We start from the raw sequence: 20,187 nt of genomic DNA, 5'->3' as shown, positions 1-20,187 counted from the left end.
CTAAATTCGGCTTGAAAGGGCGAGCCCCTTCACCACTGCCGTAAAGACTTCCGAATAGATATGCTCTGCCGCTGGAAAGGTTTCTTTCATGGCGGCAGAGACGAACTCCATCAGGCTGGAACCGCCCACATAGATCACCTGATCGATTTGATCAGCCGTGGCGCCCGCTTGATCGAGCGTTGCTTGTGCGCCTTCTTTCAGCTGCGACGCTGATCCTCCAAGGATATAGGTCAGTGCCATTGGCAAGAGGCGCGTATCCAGACCCTTTTCAATCATCATTAGGTCAATCAAGCCGCCATCGGCGTTTGAATTGGCGGTGACTTTCCCGGCCTCGACAGCAAAGGCTAAATCGTGGCCCAGCTCGTCCACAAGAACCGTTTCCAAACGATCTATCCGTTGAGGCTCCACGGCGAGTTGGGCCATGTCTTTGACCATGCGCCGAGTCTGCGCTGTGTAGAGAAACGGAATTTTCTCCCATGTCGCAAGGTCCTGGAAAATATGGGAGGGAACCGGAGTGGTTCCCGGCCCAAACTCGCGCTTGAGCTCAGAGCCTTTGCCCAGCAATGGCATGACCTGAGCGATGCTGATGAGCTTGTCAAAATCCGTGCCACCAATGCGTACACCGTGATTGGCGAGTACGTCATTTTGGCCGTTCTCACTCAGCCGGAAAACCGTGAAATCAGACGTGCCACCGCCGATGTCTACGATCAGCCCAACACCCGGTGTTGCGCCACTTGCTAGGGCTGCTGCTTCAGGCTCGGCGAGGAAGGTGACATCTTTGAAACCCGCAACCTCATAGCACAGGCGCAAATCGTCCTCGGCTTTCTGCTCTCGCGGATCACCTACGCCATGAAAGACAACCGGACGCCCGGATACCGCTTTGTCGAAAGTATGGCCTGTTTGCTTTTCGGCTTGGTCTTTTAAACGCTTTAAAAACCCGCCGATGATGTCCACAAAGGTCAGTCTCTGGTTCAGAAGTTGGCGTTTCTCGTGCATCAAGCTGGTCCCCAACACCCGCTTGAGCGCGCGCATGTACCGGCCTTCGTCGCCATTCAGCAAAGCGCGATCCGCCGGGTGGCCTATCAGCGTTTCCCGGCTTTCAAAGTCAAAGAAAAAGCTAGTCGGCAGCGTGTTTGACCCCGGTGCCATTTCAACAAAACGCACTTTAGCATTTTGGATGTAGGCTGCCGCGGAGTTGGAGGTGCCAAAATCTATGCCAAGGTGATGCGCATTAATCGGCATTTGGGACTCAAACCTTAAATGGAAAGCGTGTTGGCTAAGCTGGTGAGGCAGAGACGTCAAGCCTAACTTCCTTACGTCATCAGATCTTCACAACAATAAATTAGCGACGCCCGAAACAAATACGGAAGGAACGGTGTGTGCGTGAAAAAATACAAGATCTTATTTCGGGGATTGAGCCCTATGATTCATTGGAAAGTCAGCACATTAAGGATACTTTGGATTGGATAAAAAGCGGCGCTGAACTCTTTCGGCAACACGGTCCCGACATTCCTCCTCAGCATTTGGTTTCTTATTTTCTGCTCGTTGATCGGGACTGGGTCTTGCTCGTTGATCACATTAAGGCGAACCTTTGGCTCCCGTCCGGCGGTCATGTCGACCCGAACGAACATCCCCTTCAAACTGTAAAACGCGAGTGTCGAGAAGAACTAAAGGTGGACGCCCAGTTTATTGTCGAAGACCCGGTTTTCTTGACTAGGTGTGACACCAATGGGGCTATGAATGTTCACACGGACGTTTCGCTTTGGTTCCTTTTGAAAGGCAAGCGCGACTATCCTTACGATTTTGACCGTGGAGAGTTTCGCGATGTTCAGTGGTTTCGAACGGATCAGCTCCCTTTGCATCGAATAGATCCAAACCTAGAAAGGTTTGTCTCGAAAATCTCCAAAATCGGTTACTGAAGTACCAAAGAAAAACGCGCGGAGCATTCGCCCCGCGCGCCTTAATTTTCTCAGAGTGCGGCTTATGAGCCTTGCTGAGCGATGTTGCCAATGTTGAAGAACATGGTCTCACCAGAGTGATCATCTACACCGTCATTGTCAGTAGACACAAACGCTGTACCATCTTCAAAGATCGCGAGGCCTTCAACTTTGTCCAGAACGTAGCCACCTGTGGATTTTAGGTCAGGCAGCAGGTCACGGACCAGCTCTTTGGAAACCACTGGCAGCTCGCCACCCAGTTTCGCAGGAACCATTTCAGACAGAGCGACACGGTAGATTTTCTTTGTCACCGCGCGGCTGTCGTGCTGGTTGTCACGTTCAACGATGTACACATAGTCGCCGTGTACCGCGATTTCGGACAGGCCAACCCAACCTTTTGCAGGCTCGGCTTTTTCGTAAAGCACCGCGCCCCATTCTTTGGTTTCCAGGTTGTAAGCCACCAGTTTCACGTGGTTCTTCGGATCGTCTTTCCACTCACGCTGAACCGGCATCCACAGGGTGTCGCCAACTTTGGTGATGCCTTCGAAACCGAACCGCTTTTCAACTGCCATCAGTTCCGCTGGCAGGCCGATTTCGCCTTTGCGGTTCTTGATCACGCCGTCTGCAGAGACGTGATAAATCGCATGTGGAATCACACGACCTGTGCGGCCTTCAGATGCAACGTAGAAGCCACCTTTGCCGTCCAGAGTGATACCTTCCATATCGATCTGCTGCGCTGGGTTGCCGTCTTGGCGCACAACGCGGATCGCATCAATGATCTTCGCTGGAGATTGGTTGGTGTCGATTTTGAAGATGGTTGGCTGGAACAGGTAGAAGCTGTCGTTGACCGCCCAAACGATACCGTCTTTGTCAGCCACCATGCCAGAGATCGCGCCCCAGCCAGTCAGCTCGTCCATACCTGCAGAAGTCAGGTGTGGGTAAACCGCAGGTGCTTCTTGCTGTTCAAAGATCATAACGTGCGCACGTGCGCCGCCATCTTCGATCAGGTCTTTTTCGTTCGCAGATACCAGCAGGTTGCGGGACGGAATAGTCACATAACCCTCTGGGCCAACACCGGATGGCAACAGCTGCTCTAGAACTGGTGCGGCAGGGTTAGAGACGTTGTAAACACCCACTACAGATGCGCGTTCTGCGCCAACGAACACATAAGGTGTGCCGTTGAAAACGTCGAAGGTGACGGATTCTGGCTCGACACCTTTGGAGTCAGAGCGTTTGTCTGGATAGTGGCCGATCTGGATGATCGCGTGCTCAAAGTCAGTACCGCTTTCATAGACAACAGTGCCGTCCTTGTTGAAGATCGTCCAACCGCGGGAGCCGCCGTTGTAGTCACCTTCGTTCGCAGTTGCGAAGTGGTTGTCGTCGATCCAAGTGACCGCATCCGGCTCGCGCAGGCGGCCTTCTTGAGTTTCGGTGAAGGACAGGATCGCGCGCTCGTCAGTAGCGTCGATGTTTGTCAAATCAACCGCGCCTGCGGAGAAGTGGCTGACAACTTCGCCGTCTTTGGACACAACAACCATGTGGTTGTTTTCCTGCAAAGAGATCACAGTTTCGCCCAGAGCGTTGATAGACACATATTCAGGCTCTGGATCAGTTGGTGCGATGTCAGCCAGACCGGTCAGGTCAACCATTTTCAGGGAGCCACAGTCCAGACCCGCGTCTGTTGTGTTGATCATCACCAGGTTGCCCGCTGGCAACTGAGGGATGATGCCGTCGTTCAGATCTTCGTCGCGCTCGTTTTCGATCGCAACAGAGATGAATGCACCGTCTTTGGATTTCGCGATGGAGTCTGGCTGACCGCCCAGATCGCAAGATGCCAGTTCGTTGCCGGTCGCGACGTCGATGGCTTTCAGCATGCCAGATGGCGCTGTGTAGCTCTCGGATGTGTTCACGCCAACGTAAGCTGTTGCGCCGATAACGGCGACAGAGGTTGGTTCGCCCGGCAGAGCGATATTGCCCAGAGGCTGAGGGTTTGCCGGATCCGTGATGTCCACACGACCCAGCGCTTCAAGCGGGCTGTCAGTGTAAACCAGTGTCATGCCGTCAGAGGTGACGTCGATGATTTCTGGGGACGTTTCACGGGATGTATCTTCGCCAGCCGCCATGTTCAGCGGTGTTGCGAATGATGCGATACGATTGAAGTTCATCTCGGCGTTGGCCAGACCTGCGGTCAAGGCAAATGCCGATGTCAGGCAGAGAAAGCGCGCAGACATCCTAAGCTCCTTTTTGAATAGGTGCTAGCGAACTGCGGCCTGCACATTACGTAGATGTGACAGGAAGGTATCGGTTTTGTGACGGTTGCGCCGCTAGCGCGGTTTCCTGTGGATATCTGTGTAGGCGGGAAGCAGATCGCCGGATATTGCCGTGGCTGAGTACACGCCGCGTGCAATTGCTCGAGCCAAGCAGGTCGCGGCGGCATGGCCTAAGAATATGGGGTCTTGGATATCGTCTAAAATGGGTTTGGCATTGGTTGAGGCGGCAAATACAAGGTCGCCGTCCATAGGTGTATGGCTTGGCACCAAAGCGCGCGCCATGCCGTCATGGGCTGCGGTGGCCATTCGGGTGCATTGAGCTTGGGAGAGGTCCGCGTCTGTCGCAACAATGGCGATTGTCGTGTTTTTTGCGCTAAGCTTGGTCTTTGGCCAATCGGTGGTTGGTTTTGATACTATGCCGTGGCCGCCGAATTCGTCATCCAATTCCCAAGGAGCCGCCCAGAAATGTGGCGTGTCCGGCACAACCGCATCTCCCAATGCGTTAACGGCGACAAGTGCGCCAACGGTGTGGCCCGACGGTAGTAAGATAGAAGCGGACCCCAAGCCGCCCTTGAACGACGCGGTCGTTGCTCCCGTGCCCGCGCCATGGCTGCCAAGTTCGAATATGTCAGAAGCGGCGAGCAAGGCTTGTTCGCCGAGTGCGCGATACGGGTTTTCAGTCCAGTTCTTGTCGCCACCATTGATGAGGTCGAAAAGAATTGCAGCGGGCACGATTGGAACGGTTTGATCAACCACCTGAAACCCACGTCCCATTTTTCGGAGTGTGTCAGCAACACCGGACGCAGCATCCAGACCAAAGGCCGAGCCACCAGAAAGAACCAATGCATCCACCTGTTGAACGGTTTTATCCGGGGCCAATAGATCCGTCTCGCGTGTCCCCGGCGCGCCGCCCATGACATGGACAGCTGCGGTGAACGGTTTGTCTGAGGTCAGCACAGTGGTGCCTGACTTGAGCGCATCATCCTGTGCATTGCCAACCATCAGGCCAGGGACATCGGTGATCAGGTTCTTTGGACCAGTCTGCATGTTTTGTCCTCCCTGATCGGTCGTCTCGGTCACTTACTATTGAGCTTCGCCTCAATCGCTTCGAGGCGTTTCAGGACCTCGTCACGATATGTATCGGTCTTGGCCACGTCCTCTTCATGATGCGCATCCTGCATCGAGTTCACGATCAAACCAACCAGCAAGTTCACCACGGCGAAGGTCGTGACCATGATAAACGGCACAAAGAAGGCCCAAGCGAGTGGATAGACCTCCATCACGGGGCGCACGATGCCCATAGACCAGCTTTCCAATGTCATGATCTGGAAGAGGCTGTAAGCAGATAGGCCCAGATTGCCAAACCAATGTGGAAACTCCGATGCGAATAGCTTCGTGGCCATCACTGAGCCGATGTAGAAGATCAGTGTCATCAGCAAAAAGACCGAGGCCATGCCGGGTAGGGCGGTGATGAATCCTTCGACCACGCGACGAAGGCGTGGCGCGACCGAGATCACGCGCAGAACACGTAGGATCCGAAGGGCGCGAAGAACGCTGAGACCTGATGAGCCCGGCAGCAAAGCAACCCCGACGATGATTAAGTCAAATACCGACCATCCTCTCCGGAAAAACTGCCAGCGTCGGGCATAAAGCTTCAGGGCGATTTCAAAGACAAAAATGCTGAGGCAGGCGCTATCAAGGAAGTGGATCAAGCCGCCCACATGCGACATCACGAAGGCAGAGGTCTCTAGCCCCAAAATGATCGCGTTGAAGACGATGACCACGAAGATTGCATTTTCAAAGCGCGCGCTGCTGACCAGTTTCTCAATCCGGTTGCGTTCCGGGGTCGGTTGGTCTGACTGGACGTCGCTCATCGTGATCTCCTAGCAAAAGGCGTGTGTGGTCTGGGAATAAGATTTCCCGTGATATGGCGCGGCTTTGGTCATGACGCAAGAGGGGCGCTTTGCCCCACTCTTTTCATGCGCGAAGCGTCGCGTGCCCGTTGAGATGGCCCCACACATCGCCTATGTCTGGGAGGACGAAAAAAGGGAATGCGCATGTCGTACTTTAAATGGCTCTTCAGAGGATTGCTGGCTCTGCTGGTGTTTGGGTTCTTCCATTACACGCTGGCGCAGCATGATGTTGTGCGGATCGTAAGTACGAATGTTGAGCGCACAGAGCTCAACGACTGGACACGCATGTTTTGGTCGACACCGGATGCGCAATCCACAGACCTGACCAATCGTGATATTCAATTCATCTACGCGGTGCGCCCAAACGGCGACACGATGGAGTACCGTAACGAGGACACCGGTTGGGGTTGGCCGCCTTATTTCAAGTTCGACACAGCGAGCTTGTTCACCGAGGCCAATGACGCGATCTCAGACAAAGACGCGCCAGAATGGGTTGCAGTGCGCCATTATGGCTGGCGCAATGAGTTTCTTTCGATCTTCCCAAATGCAATCTCCATCAAGCCGGTCGATGGACCAGATGCCACCTTCATTCCATGGTGGAACATCTTCATTCTAACTGTGCTCTTCGCGATCTTCTGGAGCATCCGCGTGCGCTGGGTGCGGTTCCGGGAAGCACGCATTGATCCGGTCATAGAAGATGTAGGCGATAGCTTTGCCGATGCAGGTGACAGTCTTTCAGAGCAACGCGGTCGCATGAGCCGTTGGTTCAGCGGGCTGCGTCGGAAATAATCACCCGCATTTCTTCGCGATATAGGCGTTGTATTTGATCAACGGTTTGTTTTTGCCCGACGGATAGGCCGTACCCAAATAGATATGGGGTTGGTCGTTTCGTTGCCCGCTCCAGTATTGAATGAGATAGGCCTTGTCGCCGCGCGACAGGTATTTGTCCGCACCTTTTAAGCGACACGTACATTGATCCGTGCTGATGCGGGGCGAATTTTTGATCGCCGGTTCCGCGCAGGTGTCTTTGTTGGAAGCCGCAGCGGGGAGGGCAAGTGCTGTTGTGAGAAACAGTGCCGAGACAAACGCTTTCATGATGTCCTTTCACGTTTTGTTAGCCAGAGCCTAGACCGTGGCGTTTTCAAAAACGTGAAAGGATCGAAAGTTTCGCTTAACGCATGCCGTAGTAAATTCCGACGGTATGCTCTGCCTCTGCAAAGAAAAGCCAGCGGGAGGTTGCAACACCAGCCAAATGGCTTGCTGCCGCAAGGGCAATGACGAAAAGGTTGGCAGGAAGAGCCACGAGAATGAGCAGCGGAAGCGCCACCATCAAGAGCATCGCAATGATGCGCAGCTTTTGAACGTGTTTGCGTGCCACCACATAGACAAACTCACGCATCAGGTAGTTGGGCGAGGTGTGCGGGTGGGCCAAAGACCGTACTTCGCCACGGTCACCCAGCCCAGTCGCAGTCCCTAGGTCTGATCCGCGGTCGGCAAATGCTGTATCGCCTTTCATCCACCAGATAAGCTGCGCGCCTGCTGCAACCAGCAAAAGCGCCATGGCTGCGCCAGTTCTGCCTGCCAAAAGCGCACCACCTGCGATGGCCAAGCTTAAGTAGAGCACAGAAGTGAGCGGCGTGTTCCATCTGGGGATGGTGGCCAATTGTGCGTAGATCATCGACGTCGTGTAGACGGTCAAAAGGCTTAGACCAGCACCAATGTATCCGAGCGGTGCGATTGGTTTTGCAAAGAAAACAAGACCAGCTGCATAGAGCCCCATGACGGAAAGGGCAGCAACAGAGCAAACCCCTTCGCGGCTAAGCCAACTTGTGCGCCATTGCGTGAATGCTTTGAGGGCGCGTTCAGGATGCCCGAGGTGAAAAGTCGACGAAATCAGACCGCCAACGGTCAAGGCAAAGGCGAGAAGGAAATTCCAAAACGCAGCCCAGCCGGTCGGAGGTGTTGGGTCGATCCCAAGCCAAGCAAGCATACCCAGGCCAATGCCAGAGAGCGTTGTAAAGATAATGACGGATGCTGCTGGATGCATTAGACGTCCTCACTCTGTGTTTTTGTGTCACCCGGTAGGCGCGACAGTTGTTTGTCCAGCCAGCCCATGAAGCCCTGAGTTTCTTCTGCGACTGGGTCGAGGAAAGGCGCGAGGATGCTTTCGTCGTCGAAACTGTCTTTCAAACGTGGCGGCAGGTATTTGTTAACTGGCGCTGTGTCGAGTTCAGGCATTAGATCCATGCCGCCGCGTTCCGCTGTAAGAATGGAAACGTTGCTTTCTGGATCTGCAAAGTCTCCAAAATGGCGTGCGCCCGCTGGGCAGGTGCGCACACAGGCCGGTTGACGATCTTCTTCGGGGAGATTTTCGTTGTAGATCCGATCAACGCAAAGGGTGCATTTCTTCATGACCCCTTCTTCTTGGTCGAGTTCGCGCGCACCATAAGGGCACGCCCACGCGCATAGGCCACAACCGATGCAGCTTTGCTCATTGACCAAGACAATGCCGTCTTCCTTACGCTTATAGCTCGCGCCGGTCGGGCAGACGGTCACGCAGGGCGCGTTCTCGCAATGCAGGCAGGATTTGGGGAAATGCACGGTTTGTGCGGCTTGTCCTTCCGCCTTCACCTCGTAGCTGTGAACGCGGTTTAAGAACGTGCCCATCGGCTCTTCGCCATAGGGGCGCTGATCTGAGAGTGGTGCACCATAGTTTTCTGTGTTCCAGCCTTTGCAGGAGATCACGCAGGCGTGGCAGCCCACACAGGTGTCTAAGTCGATGACAAGGCCGAGTTTCTTATCGGTGGTTGTTGGGAGGTCTGTCATGGCTGGCTGACTCCATTTTTGAGGAGATGGCTGAGCTGGGGTTTCACCCCAGACCCCAGAGTATTTTTACAAAGGTGAATGAAGGATGCAGTTGTCATTGGCCAACCTTCCATTTCAGTTTTTCTGGACCTTTGCCGACAGGGGACTTGATTGGGGGTAAGTCCGGGCTGGTTTGTTCATTCTGCGGCGCGTCGACTTTTTCGATCTTCACGCGCAGGTCGAACCAAGCGGCTTGACCGGTAATTGGGTCCGAATTGGAAATGCGCATTCCGTCATCTTTGCCGGGCAGAAGCTCGTGGATGAGGTGATTGAGCAGGAAGCCCTGTTTTGCTTCTGGTGCGTTTTCGTCAAGCGCCCAGGCGCCTTTGCGTTTGCCAATCGCGTTCCAAGTCCAAACGGTGTTGTCATTGAGCGCTTCTTGCAGCGCAACAGGCACTGTGATGGTTCCGTGGGTTGATGTGACCTTTGCCCAGTCACCCTCTTTGAACCCATGCTGTTCCCAAAGTTTGGTTGGGAGATAAAGCGGGTTGGTGCCATGCAACTGACGGAGCCATGCGTTTTGCGTGCCCCAGGAGTGATACATCGCCATTGGGCGCTGTGTGAGGGCGTGGATCGGGTATTCCTCGAGATCAATTTCGCGATCCTCAAACGGCTCGTACCAAATCGGCAGCGGATCCATGACGCGTTTGACGCGCTCTCGCATATTCTCTGGCGGTTGGCGATCGCCATGACCTTCGGCAGCCCGTTGGAATTTGCGCATGGGCTCTGAGTAGAGCTGAAATAGGTACGGAGCCGGGGCATCGTAGATCCCCATGCCCACGGCCCAGTTTTGATAGGCCATGTTCCACGGTTTGTAGTATTTGGCCTCTTCTGGGATGTGCTCCACAAAGAAACCGCCATTCTCGATATACTTTTCAAGTTGGTTAGGGTTCACCTCGCCGCGGCCAACTTTGTCGCCGTTTTCGCCTCGGAAACCTGCCAGCGGGCCAATGCCGGGCTTGCGTTCGTGGTTGACGATATAGTCGGCGTAGTCTTCCCACTTAGGAGAGCCGTCTTCATGGACGAAGCCTTGCATGCCCAACCGGTTTGCCAAATGGACCAGCGTGGTTTGGAAACCACGAACTTCGCGGTCTGGCTCAATCACCGGCCAGCGGATTGCATCGGCCGCGCCATCCGCCTCGCAGATCGGGCGATCCAGCAAAGAGATACAGTCGTGACGCTCAAGATATGTCGTGTCGGGCAGGATCAGGTCCGCATAGGCAACCATCTCAGAACTGTAAGCATCGGAGTAGATGATATTAGGGATCACGTAATTCCCGTCCTCATCTTTGTCCGTGAGCATTTCGATCACGCCGCGGGTGTTCATCGATGAGTTCCACGACATATTCGCCATGTACATGAAAAGGGTATCGATCTTGTACGGGTCACCCGCGTGGGCATTAGAGATCACCATATGCATCAACCCGTGGCTCGACATGGGGTTGTCCCATGTAAAGGCTTTGTCGATGCGGATCGGGCTGCCGTCTTCCTTCAGCATGAGGTCTTCTGGGCCTCGGGTGAAGCCGAGATGGGGGCCGTCTAGTGGCGAACCACAGGTGACCTTGCCGTGAGGACGCGGGTGCTCTTCGACTGGCTTTGGGTAAGGCGGCTTAAAGCGGAAGCCGCCGGGGACTTCGACGGTGCCAAGAAGGATCTGCAGAACGTGCAGCGCACGGCAGGTTTGGAACCCGTTGGAGTGGGCCGAGATCCCGCGCATGGCATGCATGGCGACGGGGCGGCCGACCATTTTGTCATGCGTCTCGCCACGGAAATCCGTCCATGATTGGTCCAGCTCAAAGCTTTCTTCAAAGGCGACGCGTGCGAGTTCGGCGGCAATTGCTTTGATTTTCTTTGCAGGCACGCCACAGGCTTCCGCCACCGCTTCCGGTGCATATTGCGGATCCAGATACTTCTCGGCCATCAAGGCCATAACGGTCCTGTGGGTCTTGCCTGCATTGCGATATGTGGCTGCGAGGTTGGGGCGGACCCCTTTCTTGTCAAATGCAGTGAGTTTTCCGGTGACCTGGTCCATCACTAGTGGTTTGTCATCGTCATCCCGCAGGAAAAGGCCTGTGTCAGGGTCGATGAGAACCGGCGCGTTGGTGAATTGAGCAAGATAATCAAGGTCGATTTTGCCGGCTTTCATCAACTCATGCACCATCGAAAGGATAAACAGCCCATCGGTACCGGGTGTAATGCCCACCCACTCGTCAGCGACCGCATTGTAGCCAGAGCGCACGGGGTTCACGCCAATGACTTTGCCGCCGCGCCCTTTGATCTTGCCGATGCCCATTTTGATCGGGTTGCTGTCGTGGTCTTCTGCGACGCCGAAAATCATGAAGAGCTTGGCGCGGTCCCAGTCGGGCTGGCCGAACTCCCAGAAGGCTCCGCCCATAGTGTAAATGCCGCCCGCAGCCATGTTGACGGAACAGAACCCGCCATGGGCCGCGAAGTTAGGTGTGCCGAAGTTTTGCGCCCAGAAACCTGTGAAGGATTGCGATTGATCGCGCCCCGTAAAGAACGCCAACTTCTCGGGGTTGTTCTCGCGCAGGGGCTGCAAAAGGCCGACCGCCATATCCAGCGCTTCGTCCCAGCTGATCTCTTCAAACTCACCAGAGCCGCGCGGACCGACGCGTTTGAGTGGCGCACGCAGGCGGGACGGTGCGTTGACCTGCATAATCCCGGCAGAGCCTTTGGCGCAGAGCACGCCCTGGTTCACCGGATGATCGCGGTTGCCTTCGATATACGCAACTTTGCCATCTTTCATGTGCACGTTGATGCCGCAGCGGCAGGCGCACATATAACACGTGGTTTTTTTTATCTCGTCCGAGACCTTTGGGGATGTGTCGATGGTCGGTTGCTTGAAGGTCATCTGGCTTCCGTTTTTTGTTGGCGTCTACGTGAGCAGTTTGATCCCCGCGAGAATGAGGGCTGCAATGAAGATTGTTTCGAGGCAGATCAGTGCGATGGCATATCCACCGACTGAGAGAACTTGTTTTAGGTTTGTTTTCATGCCCACAGCTGCGATGGCGACCAGCAGGAGCCAACGTGATGTGTTGCTGAGGAATTCAGCAACAAACTCTGGGATGACGTGAAACGAGTTGAGGCCTGCCAGAACTAGGAAACCGACTACAAAAGCTGGCAGGATCGGTGGGCGTTTGCCGTCCACAGGCTCTTCGCTGTAGTTGCGGATCAAGATTGAGGCGATCAAGACGACGGGTGCTAACATCGCGACGCGGATCAGTTTGACCAAGGTTGCTGTGTCACCTGTTGCCTCAGAGATTGAGAAGCCCGCGCCAACCACTTGCGCGACGTCGTGGATAGTGCCGCCAAGGAAAACGCCGCCTTGCAGCTCTGTAAGTTCGAGCCAGTTGACAAGAATTGGGTAAACGATCATCGCGATGGTGGAGAGTACGGTGACGCCCATCACTGTGAAGATGAGGCGCTCCTCAGAGCGCTCGTCTTTCGGCAGGATCGCACTGATCGCCATTGCGGCGGATGCCCCGCAGATCGCTACCGATCCAGCCGTCAGGAAGGAAAACCGCCATTTGCTATTGAACATCGGGCCGAAAATAAAACCAAAGCCGATGGTGGCGATCACGCCGAACACCACTAGGAAAATCAGCTCTGCGCCAAGACCGGCGATGAGGTCGACGGAAATACGCACACCCAGAAACGCGACCCCTAAGCGCAGCAAAGTGCGCGCAGAGAAGCCGATACCTTCGACGGCCTTGCCTTCTTCAGAAAGGAAGCTCACAGCGATGCCAAGCAAGAGCGCGAGCAGCATCGCAGGGGTCGCATAATGCTCTGATAGGAACTTTGCTGCGACGGCAACCATGATCGATAGGATCACGCCCGGGAACAGGAGTCTGATTTGATCTTTGGTCCTGGCAAAACGCTGGGATTTTAGCGAAATTGAAGCGTTCATTGCGGGGATAAAATCCTTTGAAGGTGCTGACCTGTGATGGAGTAAATGCTCTTTGCAAATGTGCGAATCGCATTCGCGAGGGTCGCGTGTGTATCAATCCTGTATCTTTGCTCGGTCCGGTAAACTGGTTCTGGAGCTGAGATGTCATATGATTGGCGTTGAATATTTGCCGTTAAACGCGCATTCAGGTGCAAGTCTACATTTCCGCGTTCAGGCGGGCTGTGTAGATCAATTTTGTCCTTTTGCGCGTTCATTTAGAACTTTCTTCCTGAGATTGGTTCAGATGGCGGGAGTTTGGCCTGTTGAGCAAGTAAAAACTGTCGCTATTGATTGAGAGATTGCAGGGCGGTCACCGCAATCATTTCAGTGACATCTTCTGCGATGCAGCCTCGTGAGAGGTCGTTGGCGGGTTTGGCGAGCCCCTGCATGACAGGGCCAATGGCCATATAGCCACCCAAACGCTGGGTGATTTTGTAGCCAATGTTGCCCGCATCAAGGTTGGGGAAGATCATGACATTGGCATGTCCCGCGACGCTTGATCCGGGCGCTTTGCGTTCGCCTACGGAAGGCACGAACGCGGCGTCAAATTGGAACTCACCATCAGCTTCAATGTCAGGAGCGGTTTCTTTAAAAAGCGCCAGGCCTTCAGCGACTTTGCTGACAGCAGTATGTTTCGCGCTGCCCTTGGTTGAGAAGCTCAGGAAGCCGATTTTGGGTTCGGTTTCCAGAAGCGCTCGACAGGATTTGGAAGACGCCTTGGCGATCTCTGAGAGCTCCTGAGCAGATGGATCGATCACCAAACCACAGTCGGAATAAAGCATGGCCCGCGCACCATTCGTGGCGTTCTTGGGTGGGTACATTAAGAAGAAGCTCGACACCATCGCGGCGTCTTTGTGCATGCCGATGACTTGGATCGCACTGCGCACGATGTCCCCGGTGGTCAATACTGCGCCACCAACAGTGCCCGTTGCATGGCCTAGCCGGACCAGCATTGCAGCATAAACCACGGGTGTTTGCACGGCGGTCAAAGCCTTGGCTTCGTCAACGCCTTTGTGCTTGCGCAGGTCGTGGTACTCGGCGGCAAATTTAGAGGTGAGGGGAGACGTCAGTGGATCATGGACCTGAACACCTTCGCTTTCAGACGCACCTTGGCTGGAAAGCTCTGCGCGGACAGCGTCAGCGTCACCGACGAGAATAACGTTGGCCAAATCGGCCTGATGGGCGGCCAGCGCCCCCGCAACGATGCGGGGATCACTGCCTTCGCATAGGGAAATAACTGGGCGGCTGGACGGCGCTTTAGATTTCAGCAGCTCCTGAGGGAGAAGTGTCATAGATGCCGTCCTTGCCTGTACCGAGTTATTGAGCGCGCATGTCTTCGCGGCTGATGCCCGCAACAGAGACCGGCTTTTTCATCGCGTCGCGACGGAAAGGCTCACCCAGCTCTTGGTTCAGCAGGATTTCGATAAAGGTGGTTTCTTTATCTTCCATCTGGCGCTTTACCGCTTTGGCCAGTTCGCCTGTCAGGTCTTCCATTGTGGAAACCGCGACACCGTGCACGCCACATGCTTTCGCGATGCCAGCATAGGACACTTCCTGCGACAGCTCGGTGCCAACAAAGTTGTCGTCAAACCAAAGCGTGGTGTTACGCTTCTCTGCGCCCCACTGGTAGTTGCGGAAGATGATCATGGTGATTGGTGGCCAATCATCACGGTTCACAGACACCATTTCGTTCATAGAGATGCCGAAGGCGCCGTCGCCTGCGAAGCCAACAACTGGAGTGTCTGGGCAGCCAACTTTCGCGCCACAGATCGCTGGGAAGCCGTAGCCACATGGGCCGAACAGACCAGGCGCGAGGTATTTGCGGCCATCCTCAAAGGATGGATATGCGTTACCGATCGCGCAGTTGTTGCCGATGTCAGAAGAGATGATCGCGTCTTTTGGCAGAGACGCTTGGATCGCGCGCCATGCCATACGTGGGGACATCTTTTCTGGCTCACGACCACGTGCACGTTCGTTCCAAGTTGTGCCTGGATCGTCGTCTTCGTGGTCCATGGAAGTCAGCTGCTGCGCCCAAGAGGATTTCGCATCTGCGATGGTGTTTTTGCGCGCTTCGCGGCCTTCGTCACCTGCAGTGCCGGAGAGCTGTGACAGGATACCTTGTGCCACTTTCTTCGCGTCGCCAACGATGCCAACGGTCACTGGCTTGGTCAGACCAATGCGATCTGGGTTGATATCAACCTGAATGATCTTCGCGTCTTTTGGCCAGTAGTCGATTCCGTAACCTGGCAGCGTGGAGAATGGGTTCAAGCGAGTACCCAGAGCCAGAACAACGTCCGCTTTCGCGATCAGTTCCATGCCGGCTTTGGAGCCGTTGTAGCCCAGAGGGCCAGCAAACAGCGGGTGTGAACCTGGGAAGGCGTCGTTATGCTGGTAGCCAACGCAGACTGGTGCGGTCAGACGCTCGGCCAGTTCTGCGGAGTCGCCAATCGCGTCACCCAGAACAACGCCAGCGCCGTTCAGGATTACAGGGAATTTAGCGTTAGACAGCAGCTCAGCCGCTTTCTTAACCGCGTCTTCGCCGCCTTGTGGGCGCTCGAATTCAACAACCGCTGGCAGCTCGATGTCGATGACTTGTGTCCAGAAGTCGCGTGGCACGTTGATTTGTGCCGGCGCGGATGCGCGCTTGGCTTGCAGGATCACGCGGTTCAGCACTTCCGCCATACGGGTCGGGTCACGCACTTCTTCCTGATAAGCAACCATATCTTCCAGCAGAGCCATTTGCTCTACTTCCTGGAAGCCGCCTTGGCCGATGGTTTTGTTTGCAGCCTGAGGTGTCACGATCAGCAGTGGAGTGTGGTTCCAGTAAGCTGTCTTGATCGGAGTGACGAGGGATGTGATGCCAGGGCCGTTTTGTGCAACCATCATGGACATCTTGCCAGTTGCGCGCGTGTAGCCGTCAGCCATCATGCCTGCGTTGCATTCGTGCGCGCAGTCAAAGAATTTGATACCTGCTGCTGGGAACAGGTCGGAAATTGGCATCATAGCGGAACCGATAATGCCAAAAGCATTGTCGATACCATGCATCTGAAGCACTTTTACGAATGCTTCTTCGGTTGTCATCTTCATGGGGTCGTCTCCTGAGAACGAAAAAGTACGAGCAGTGCTCGGGCTGACTAAGACTAGGCTCTCGTGAATAGTGCCAGTAGCCCCAAATTTTCGTCCGGGGTAAGTCCAGATGGAAAATTTTCCGAATTTGAATCAATTTGGGAATGCAAGCGAATGGGCGTGGCGGCGTAGCCCCGGCCGGCTCATTCGAGACGTGTGCGTTTGATTCTAAACGCTGTTGCAGTTGGACGTTTTCTGCCGGCTATTTTTCTGAGGATGCTAGACGTTTAAAACGTTGGCAATTAGCTGGATTCCTTTGGAAATCCGATCCGCCGGAATAGAGGAGTAAGCCAGTCTGTAAAACTCACGGGGCCTATTTTGGCCAAAAAAGTAGGGTTTACCCGGTTCGATCAGAACCCCGTCTTGCTTTAATTTTTCCGCAAGCTTGTTTGTATCGGTGCCGTTTGGCGCGCGCATCCAGAAGGAGCTTCCACCATGCGCACCTTGGCCCCAGATGTTGAGTCCATGTTCTTGAATGGCTTCATGCATCGCTTCGCTTCGCTCTTTCAAAGCGATTCTCAACCGACGAATCGAAGCGTCGTAATGCCCGAGCGAGAGAAAATACGCGGCTGTGCGCATCGTGTGACCAGGTGGGTGGCGCAGTACAGATGCACGCAATGCGCGGGCTTCTCGGATGAAGCTTTCAGCGCCAACCAAATAACCGAGCCTTAGCCCCGGAAAAATCGACTTTGAAAAGCTGCCTACATAGATCACTCGCCCATCCTTATCCAACGACTTAAGCGCCGGAGATGGGGCGTTGAGGAAAGACATTTCGAACTCGTAGTCGTCTTCCACGATGAGCGCGTCGAGTTCGCGCGCGCGTTTCAATAGCGCTTCGCGCCGACCCATGGGCATGGTTGCGGTGGTCGGGCACTGGTGGCTTGGCGTGGTGAAAATGACATCGGTTTCTGGCGGAATTGCTTCAGGCGGTAGCCCATCTCTATCCACAGGCAGTGGGGCGAGATGACAGCGAGATTGCGTAAGAATATCCCGTAGCGCGTGGTAGCAGGGGTCTTCTATTGCCGCCGTACGACGCTGCGTTAGCAAAACCTGCGCGGTCAGCCAAAGGGCGTTCTGCGCGCCAACCGTAATCAGCACTTCGTCGGGGCGTGCAACGATCCCACGGCGGGGCAACGTATGGCGCACGATGAATTCTACAAGCCGCTCATCCTCTAGGTCGCAGTAATCTGTCGTGAGCGCGGAAAAGTCCTTTTGCCCAAGGGCTTGGATGGCACAAAGCCGCCAGTTGGCGTGGTCAAATAGACCGCTGTCAGTCTGTCCGTAAATGAACGGATAGCGATAGCTGGACCAATCCAATGGTTTTCGCGGCGTGTCGCCACCTGTGTATTTTCGACCGATCGCTCGGCTCCAATCCACAGTGTCTCCGCTTTGACGAATATTGGTGAATGGTGGTGGCTCGGGCGCATTTTCAGAGACGAAATATCCTGAACGACCACGAGAGGTTAGGTAGTCGTTTGCAAGCAGTTCGGTATAGGCCAGCGTCACAGTGATACGGCTGACACCTAGGTGCGAAGCCAGTTTTCTGGAGGACGGGAGCTTCTCACCCTGTCGGAAACGACCAGACAGAATGCCTTCCGCAATCATCTGCTGAATCTGCGACTGTAGAGTCCCCTGAAACTGTGGATTCAGAAAGAAAGTATCAACAGAGATCGACATGACTGTCCGCCTATCTGGACTGATTTCGGGGTGATACTGGCACTATTGGCCGGTGAATTCAATTTACCTGCTTAGATTTATGGATACCGTGCACAGAATTTAAGCGCCGGAATTCAAAGCAGTTTGGCGCAAATCGATTTTGAAATTTCCGGCCACTCCGTTTTGATAATGGAGTAAAGGGCCACGTCCTGAGGCTCGCCGTTTTTCGCAATTATTTCGTTGCGTAGGACGCCGTCCAAGGAAGCACCTAAGTTCTCAATCCGCGCACGAAGAGCGGTGTTTGAAGTCACCGCTTTGATTTGCACCGTGTTGGCGCGCGCATTCTCAAACGCATGGTCTAGGAGCGAAATCATGGTTTGATTGTAGGACTTTGGGTCGAGGCACGCGAGCCAGACATCCCCAATTTCTAGTTTCTTGTGGGCGCGATCAATACGTGAGTAACTTGCCCAGCCGATCCAGCGGGTGGAGCGAGATTGAACAGCGTATGTGAGAGAAAGACCATCCGCTTGGCGCTCCAAGCGATAGGAGATTTCACCCGTCATGTCGTGGCGAACAGGCGTCTTGCAGCCTTCAGGCGAGAAGGGACCAGCCACCGTTGCTTGGGCAAGCGCTTTCGCATGGCCGTGAGTGAGCGGCCAAAGACTTACGCGGGAACCAGGCAATTTTTTTGGGCTAGGCCACATGGCGCGCCTCGCTGGAGTTAAAAAGGCCCGCCTGACGCGGGCCTTAAGAGTTTAACCGAAAACGGTCGTCAGTGCATTATCCACCGCATCGCAGATTGCGTCGATGTCAGCTTTGGTCGCGATCAGAGCCGGGCTGAAGCAAAGTGTGTTGTTGCGGCCAGGGATCGAACGGTTGGTAACACCGATGATCACCCCTTGTGCGCCACACTCAGCGACAACCTTTTGCGCCATCGCTTCTGGCACAGGTTCCTTGGATTCGCGGTCTTGCACCAATTCCAAACCTTGGAAAAGGCCGAGGCCACGAACGTCACCAATGACGGCGTGCTTTTCTTGCATCTCCAAGAAGCGCGCTTTCATGTGCTCGCCCATCGCGGTGGTGTTATCCAAAAGCTCCTCGTCTTCAATGATCTGCATATTGACCAGCGCCGCAGCCGGACCGGCTGTGCAGCCACCGAAAGTAGAGATGTCACGGAAGTAGTTCAGTGGATCTGAAGCATCGTCTTTGAACATATCAAAGACTTTCTCGGTGGTGACCATGCAAGCAATCGCTGCGTAACCAGACGCCACGCCTTTTGCCATTGTGACGAAGTCAGGCTCGATGCCAAAGTGCTGATAACCAAACCATTTGCCGGTACGACCAACGCCACAAACCACTTCGTCGATGTGCAGCAGGATGTCGTACTTGTCACAGATCTCGCGAACCCGTGGCCAGTAGCCTTCTGGCGCTTCGATAACGCCGCCGCCTGCGGTGATTGGCTCAAGGCACAGGAGGCCTACGGTTTCAGGACCTTCGCGCAGAATCACTTCTTCGATCAGATCGGCTGCCGCACGGCCGAACTCTTCACCGGAAAGGTGCTCGAGGCCGAGTTCGTGCTTGCGGTACTCCATGCAGTGCGGAACGCGTACGAAGTCTGGCGCGAATGGACCATACTGGGCGTTACGTTCTTGCTGGCCACCCGCGGACATGGTTGCCAAGGTGGAGCCGTGGTAATCGCGATCGCGGTACAGAATCTTAGTTTTCTTACCGCCGTATTTCTTATGTGCGATCTGGCGGACCAACTTGAACACCTTCTCGTTCGCTTCAGAGCCGGAGTTCGTGTAGTAGACCCGGCTCATGCCAGGCATCTTGCTGATCAGCTTTTCCGCAAACAGCGCGCCAGGCACGGAGCCGGCGACCTGTGCGAAGTAGCACAATTTCATCAGTTGATCGCGAACCGCGTCACAGATGCTTTCGCGGCCGTAGCCAACGTTAACGGTCCAAACGCCGCCGGATACCGCGTCCAGCCACTCTTTGCCGTTTTGATCCCATACGCGCATACCCTTGCCTTCAACGATGATGCGAGGATCGCTCGTTTCATAAGGCTTGTGTTGACTGAGGTGATGCCAGACATTCGCTTTGTCGGCTGCGACGACCTTGGACAGGTCGTTGTCATTAAATGTGCCGTCCATTTTAACACCCTACTTGTTTAGGCGCTTTAAGCGCGATGCATAAAAAATGAGACCAGAGACTCTGATCTTTGATTTGAGCATTTTGCTTGGAAATTAAACAAAGGCGATAGGGCCAGTGGGTACTCTATTTAGGTCCAGAATGGGGTTTGCTATTTGAATTTTTGCCGTCAAAAACACGTTAATATTTTGAAAAATAACAATAAAGTTTTTGTTTTCTCAAAATCTCCTGCTGGTTAACTTTCTGTAATTGCCTAATTTGGGCGCAAAAAAACGTTGATTGAATAGGCGTTTTCCGCTCCG

Annotated in this window: 16 protein-coding genes; 2 read left to right on the top strand and 14 right to left on the bottom strand. The window is 54.5% G+C overall.

Annotation, left to right across the window (positions count from 1 at the left end; genetic code table 11):
- Positions 1-1,242, bottom strand: coding sequence for an Hsp70 family protein (locus tag TA5113_RS03105; RefSeq protein WP_058316278.1), 1,242 nt, complete (start codon positions 1,240-1,242; stop codon positions 1-3).
- A 137-nt stretch (positions 1,243-1,379) separates the two neighbouring features.
- Here TA5113_RS03105 and TA5113_RS03100 point away from each other — a divergent pair, with 137 nt between their 5' ends.
- Complete coding sequence (locus TA5113_RS03100; protein WP_058316604.1) at positions 1,380-1,919, top strand: NUDIX hydrolase; 540 nt, start codon at positions 1,380-1,382, stop codon at positions 1,917-1,919.
- A 62-nt stretch (positions 1,920-1,981) separates the two neighbouring features.
- On the opposite strand, the gene TA5113_RS03095 is transcribed toward TA5113_RS03100, so the two are convergent.
- From TA5113_RS03095 to TA5113_RS03085, 3 genes are all read right to left on the bottom strand, one after another.
- The gene (locus tag TA5113_RS03095) at positions 1,982-4,168 is read right to left on the bottom strand and encodes an esterase-like activity of phytase family protein (RefSeq protein WP_058316281.1); all 2,187 of its coding nucleotides are present in this window, start codon (positions 4,166-4,168) and stop codon (positions 1,982-1,984) included.
- Positions 4,169-4,261: 93 nt separating this feature from the next.
- On the bottom strand, positions 4,262-5,254 hold the full coding sequence (locus TA5113_RS03090) for a P1 family peptidase (RefSeq protein WP_058316340.1): 993 nt from the start codon (positions 5,252-5,254) through the stop codon (positions 4,262-4,264).
- 29 nt (positions 5,255-5,283) lie between these two features.
- Positions 5,284-6,081, bottom strand: coding sequence for an ion transporter (locus TA5113_RS03085; RefSeq protein ID WP_058316282.1), 798 nt, complete (start codon positions 6,079-6,081; stop codon positions 5,284-5,286).
- Positions 6,082-6,264: 183 nt separating this feature from the next.
- On the opposite strand from TA5113_RS03085, the gene TA5113_RS03080 reads away from it, so the two are divergent.
- On the top strand, positions 6,265-6,909 hold the full coding sequence (locus TA5113_RS03080; protein ID WP_058316341.1) for a DUF1523 family protein: 645 nt from the start codon (positions 6,265-6,267) through the stop codon (positions 6,907-6,909).
- Here TA5113_RS03080 and TA5113_RS03075 read toward each other — a convergent pair whose 3' ends face one another.
- From TA5113_RS03075 to TA5113_RS03025, 10 genes are all read right to left on the bottom strand, one after another.
- Positions 6,910-7,215, bottom strand: a complete 306-nt coding sequence (locus tag TA5113_RS03075; protein ID WP_058316283.1) for a hypothetical protein — start codon at positions 7,213-7,215, stop codon at positions 6,910-6,912.
- Between the two features lie 76 nt (positions 7,216-7,291).
- Entirely contained in the window at positions 7,292-8,167 is an 876-nt protein-coding gene (locus TA5113_RS03070; RefSeq protein WP_058316284.1) for a dimethyl sulfoxide reductase anchor subunit family protein, read from the bottom strand.
- Positions 8,167-8,946: a 4Fe-4S dicluster domain-containing protein gene (locus TA5113_RS03065; RefSeq protein WP_058316285.1), complete on the bottom strand. Its 780-nt coding sequence runs from the start codon at positions 8,944-8,946 to the stop codon at positions 8,167-8,169. Before TA5113_RS03065 ends, TA5113_RS03070 begins: the two co-directional genes overlap by 1 nt.
- A gap of 94 nt (positions 8,947-9,040) precedes the next feature.
- Positions 9,041-11,857, bottom strand: coding sequence for a molybdopterin oxidoreductase family protein (locus tag TA5113_RS03060; RefSeq protein ID WP_058316286.1), 2,817 nt, complete (start codon positions 11,855-11,857; stop codon positions 9,041-9,043).
- Between the two features lie 24 nt (positions 11,858-11,881).
- Positions 11,882-12,913 carry a YeiH family protein gene (locus TA5113_RS03055; protein ID WP_058316287.1) on the bottom strand — a complete coding sequence of 344 codons (1,032 nt, stop codon included), beginning with the start codon at positions 12,911-12,913 and terminating at the stop codon, positions 11,882-11,884.
- 323 nt (positions 12,914-13,236) lie between these two features.
- Positions 13,237-14,244, bottom strand: a complete 1,008-nt coding sequence (pta, locus tag TA5113_RS03045) for a phosphate acetyltransferase (RefSeq protein WP_058316289.1) — start codon at positions 14,242-14,244, stop codon at positions 13,237-13,239.
- Positions 14,245-14,269: 25 nt separating this feature from the next.
- Positions 14,270-16,039 (bottom strand): sulfoacetaldehyde acetyltransferase, encoded by a 1,770-nt coding sequence (gene xsc, locus TA5113_RS03040; RefSeq protein ID WP_058316290.1) that lies wholly within the window; start codon positions 16,037-16,039, stop codon positions 14,270-14,272.
- A 258-nt stretch (positions 16,040-16,297) separates the two neighbouring features.
- A complete protein-coding gene (pdxR, locus tag TA5113_RS03035; RefSeq protein WP_058316291.1) occupies positions 16,298-17,755 on the bottom strand; it encodes a MocR-like pyridoxine biosynthesis transcription factor PdxR in 1,458 nt (485 codons plus the stop codon).
- A 113-nt stretch (positions 17,756-17,868) separates the two neighbouring features.
- On the bottom strand, positions 17,869-18,417 hold the full coding sequence (locus tag TA5113_RS03030; RefSeq protein WP_165589374.1) for a GNAT family N-acetyltransferase: 549 nt from the start codon (positions 18,415-18,417) through the stop codon (positions 17,869-17,871).
- Positions 18,418-18,489: 72 nt separating this feature from the next.
- Complete coding sequence (locus TA5113_RS03025) at positions 18,490-19,887, bottom strand: aminotransferase family protein (RefSeq protein ID WP_058316293.1); 1,398 nt, start codon at positions 19,885-19,887, stop codon at positions 18,490-18,492.
- Positions 19,888-20,187 lie beyond the last annotated feature (300 nt).

This window comes from Cognatishimia activa, from assembly GCF_001458335.1.
Taxonomy (GTDB): domain Bacteria; phylum Pseudomonadota; class Alphaproteobacteria; order Rhodobacterales; family Rhodobacteraceae; genus Cognatishimia; species Cognatishimia activa.
Note: the sequence above shows the minus strand (reverse complement) of the source record. Positions and strands in the feature narration are given on the sequence as shown.

Excerpts from the sequence above, each read along its gene's own strand:
- pta (WP_058316289.1), bottom strand. The coding sequence starts at position 14,244 with ATGACACTTCTCCCTCAGGAGCTGCTGAAATCTAAAGCGCCGTCCAGC.
- xsc (WP_058316290.1), bottom strand. The coding sequence starts at position 16,039 with ATGAAGATGACAACCGAAGAAGCATTCGTAAAAGTGCTTCAGATGCAT.
- TA5113_RS03055 (WP_058316287.1), bottom strand. The coding sequence starts at position 12,913 with ATGAACGCTTCAATTTCGCTAAAATCCCAGCGTTTTGCCAGGACCAAA.
- TA5113_RS03070 (WP_058316284.1), bottom strand. The coding sequence starts at position 8,167 with ATGCATCCAGCAGCATCCGTCATTATCTTTACAACGCTCTCTGGCATT.
- TA5113_RS03075 (WP_058316283.1), bottom strand. The coding sequence starts at position 7,215 with ATGAAAGCGTTTGTCTCGGCACTGTTTCTCACAACAGCACTTGCCCTC.
- TA5113_RS03085 (WP_058316282.1), bottom strand. The coding sequence starts at position 6,081 with ATGAGCGACGTCCAGTCAGACCAACCGACCCCGGAACGCAACCGGATT.
- TA5113_RS03095 (WP_058316281.1), bottom strand. The coding sequence starts at position 4,168 with ATGTCTGCGCGCTTTCTCTGCCTGACATCGGCATTTGCCTTGACCGCA.
- TA5113_RS03105 (WP_058316278.1), bottom strand. The coding sequence starts at position 1,242 with ATGCCGATTAATGCGCATCACCTTGGCATAGATTTTGGCACCTCCAAC.
- TA5113_RS03060 (WP_058316286.1), bottom strand. The coding sequence starts at position 11,857 with ATGACCTTCAAGCAACCGACCATCGACACATCCCCAAAGGTCTCGGAC.
- TA5113_RS03065 (WP_058316285.1), bottom strand. The coding sequence starts at position 8,946 with ATGACAGACCTCCCAACAACCACCGATAAGAAACTCGGCCTTGTCATC.
- TA5113_RS03025 (WP_058316293.1), bottom strand. The coding sequence starts at position 19,887 with ATGGACGGCACATTTAATGACAACGACCTGTCCAAGGTCGTCGCAGCC.
- TA5113_RS03090 (WP_058316340.1), bottom strand. The coding sequence starts at position 5,254 with ATGCAGACTGGTCCAAAGAACCTGATCACCGATGTCCCTGGCCTGATG.
- pdxR (WP_058316291.1), bottom strand. The coding sequence starts at position 17,755 with ATGTCGATCTCTGTTGATACTTTCTTTCTGAATCCACAGTTTCAGGGG.
- TA5113_RS03080 (WP_058316341.1), top strand. The coding sequence starts at position 6,265 with ATGTCGTACTTTAAATGGCTCTTCAGAGGATTGCTGGCTCTGCTGGTG.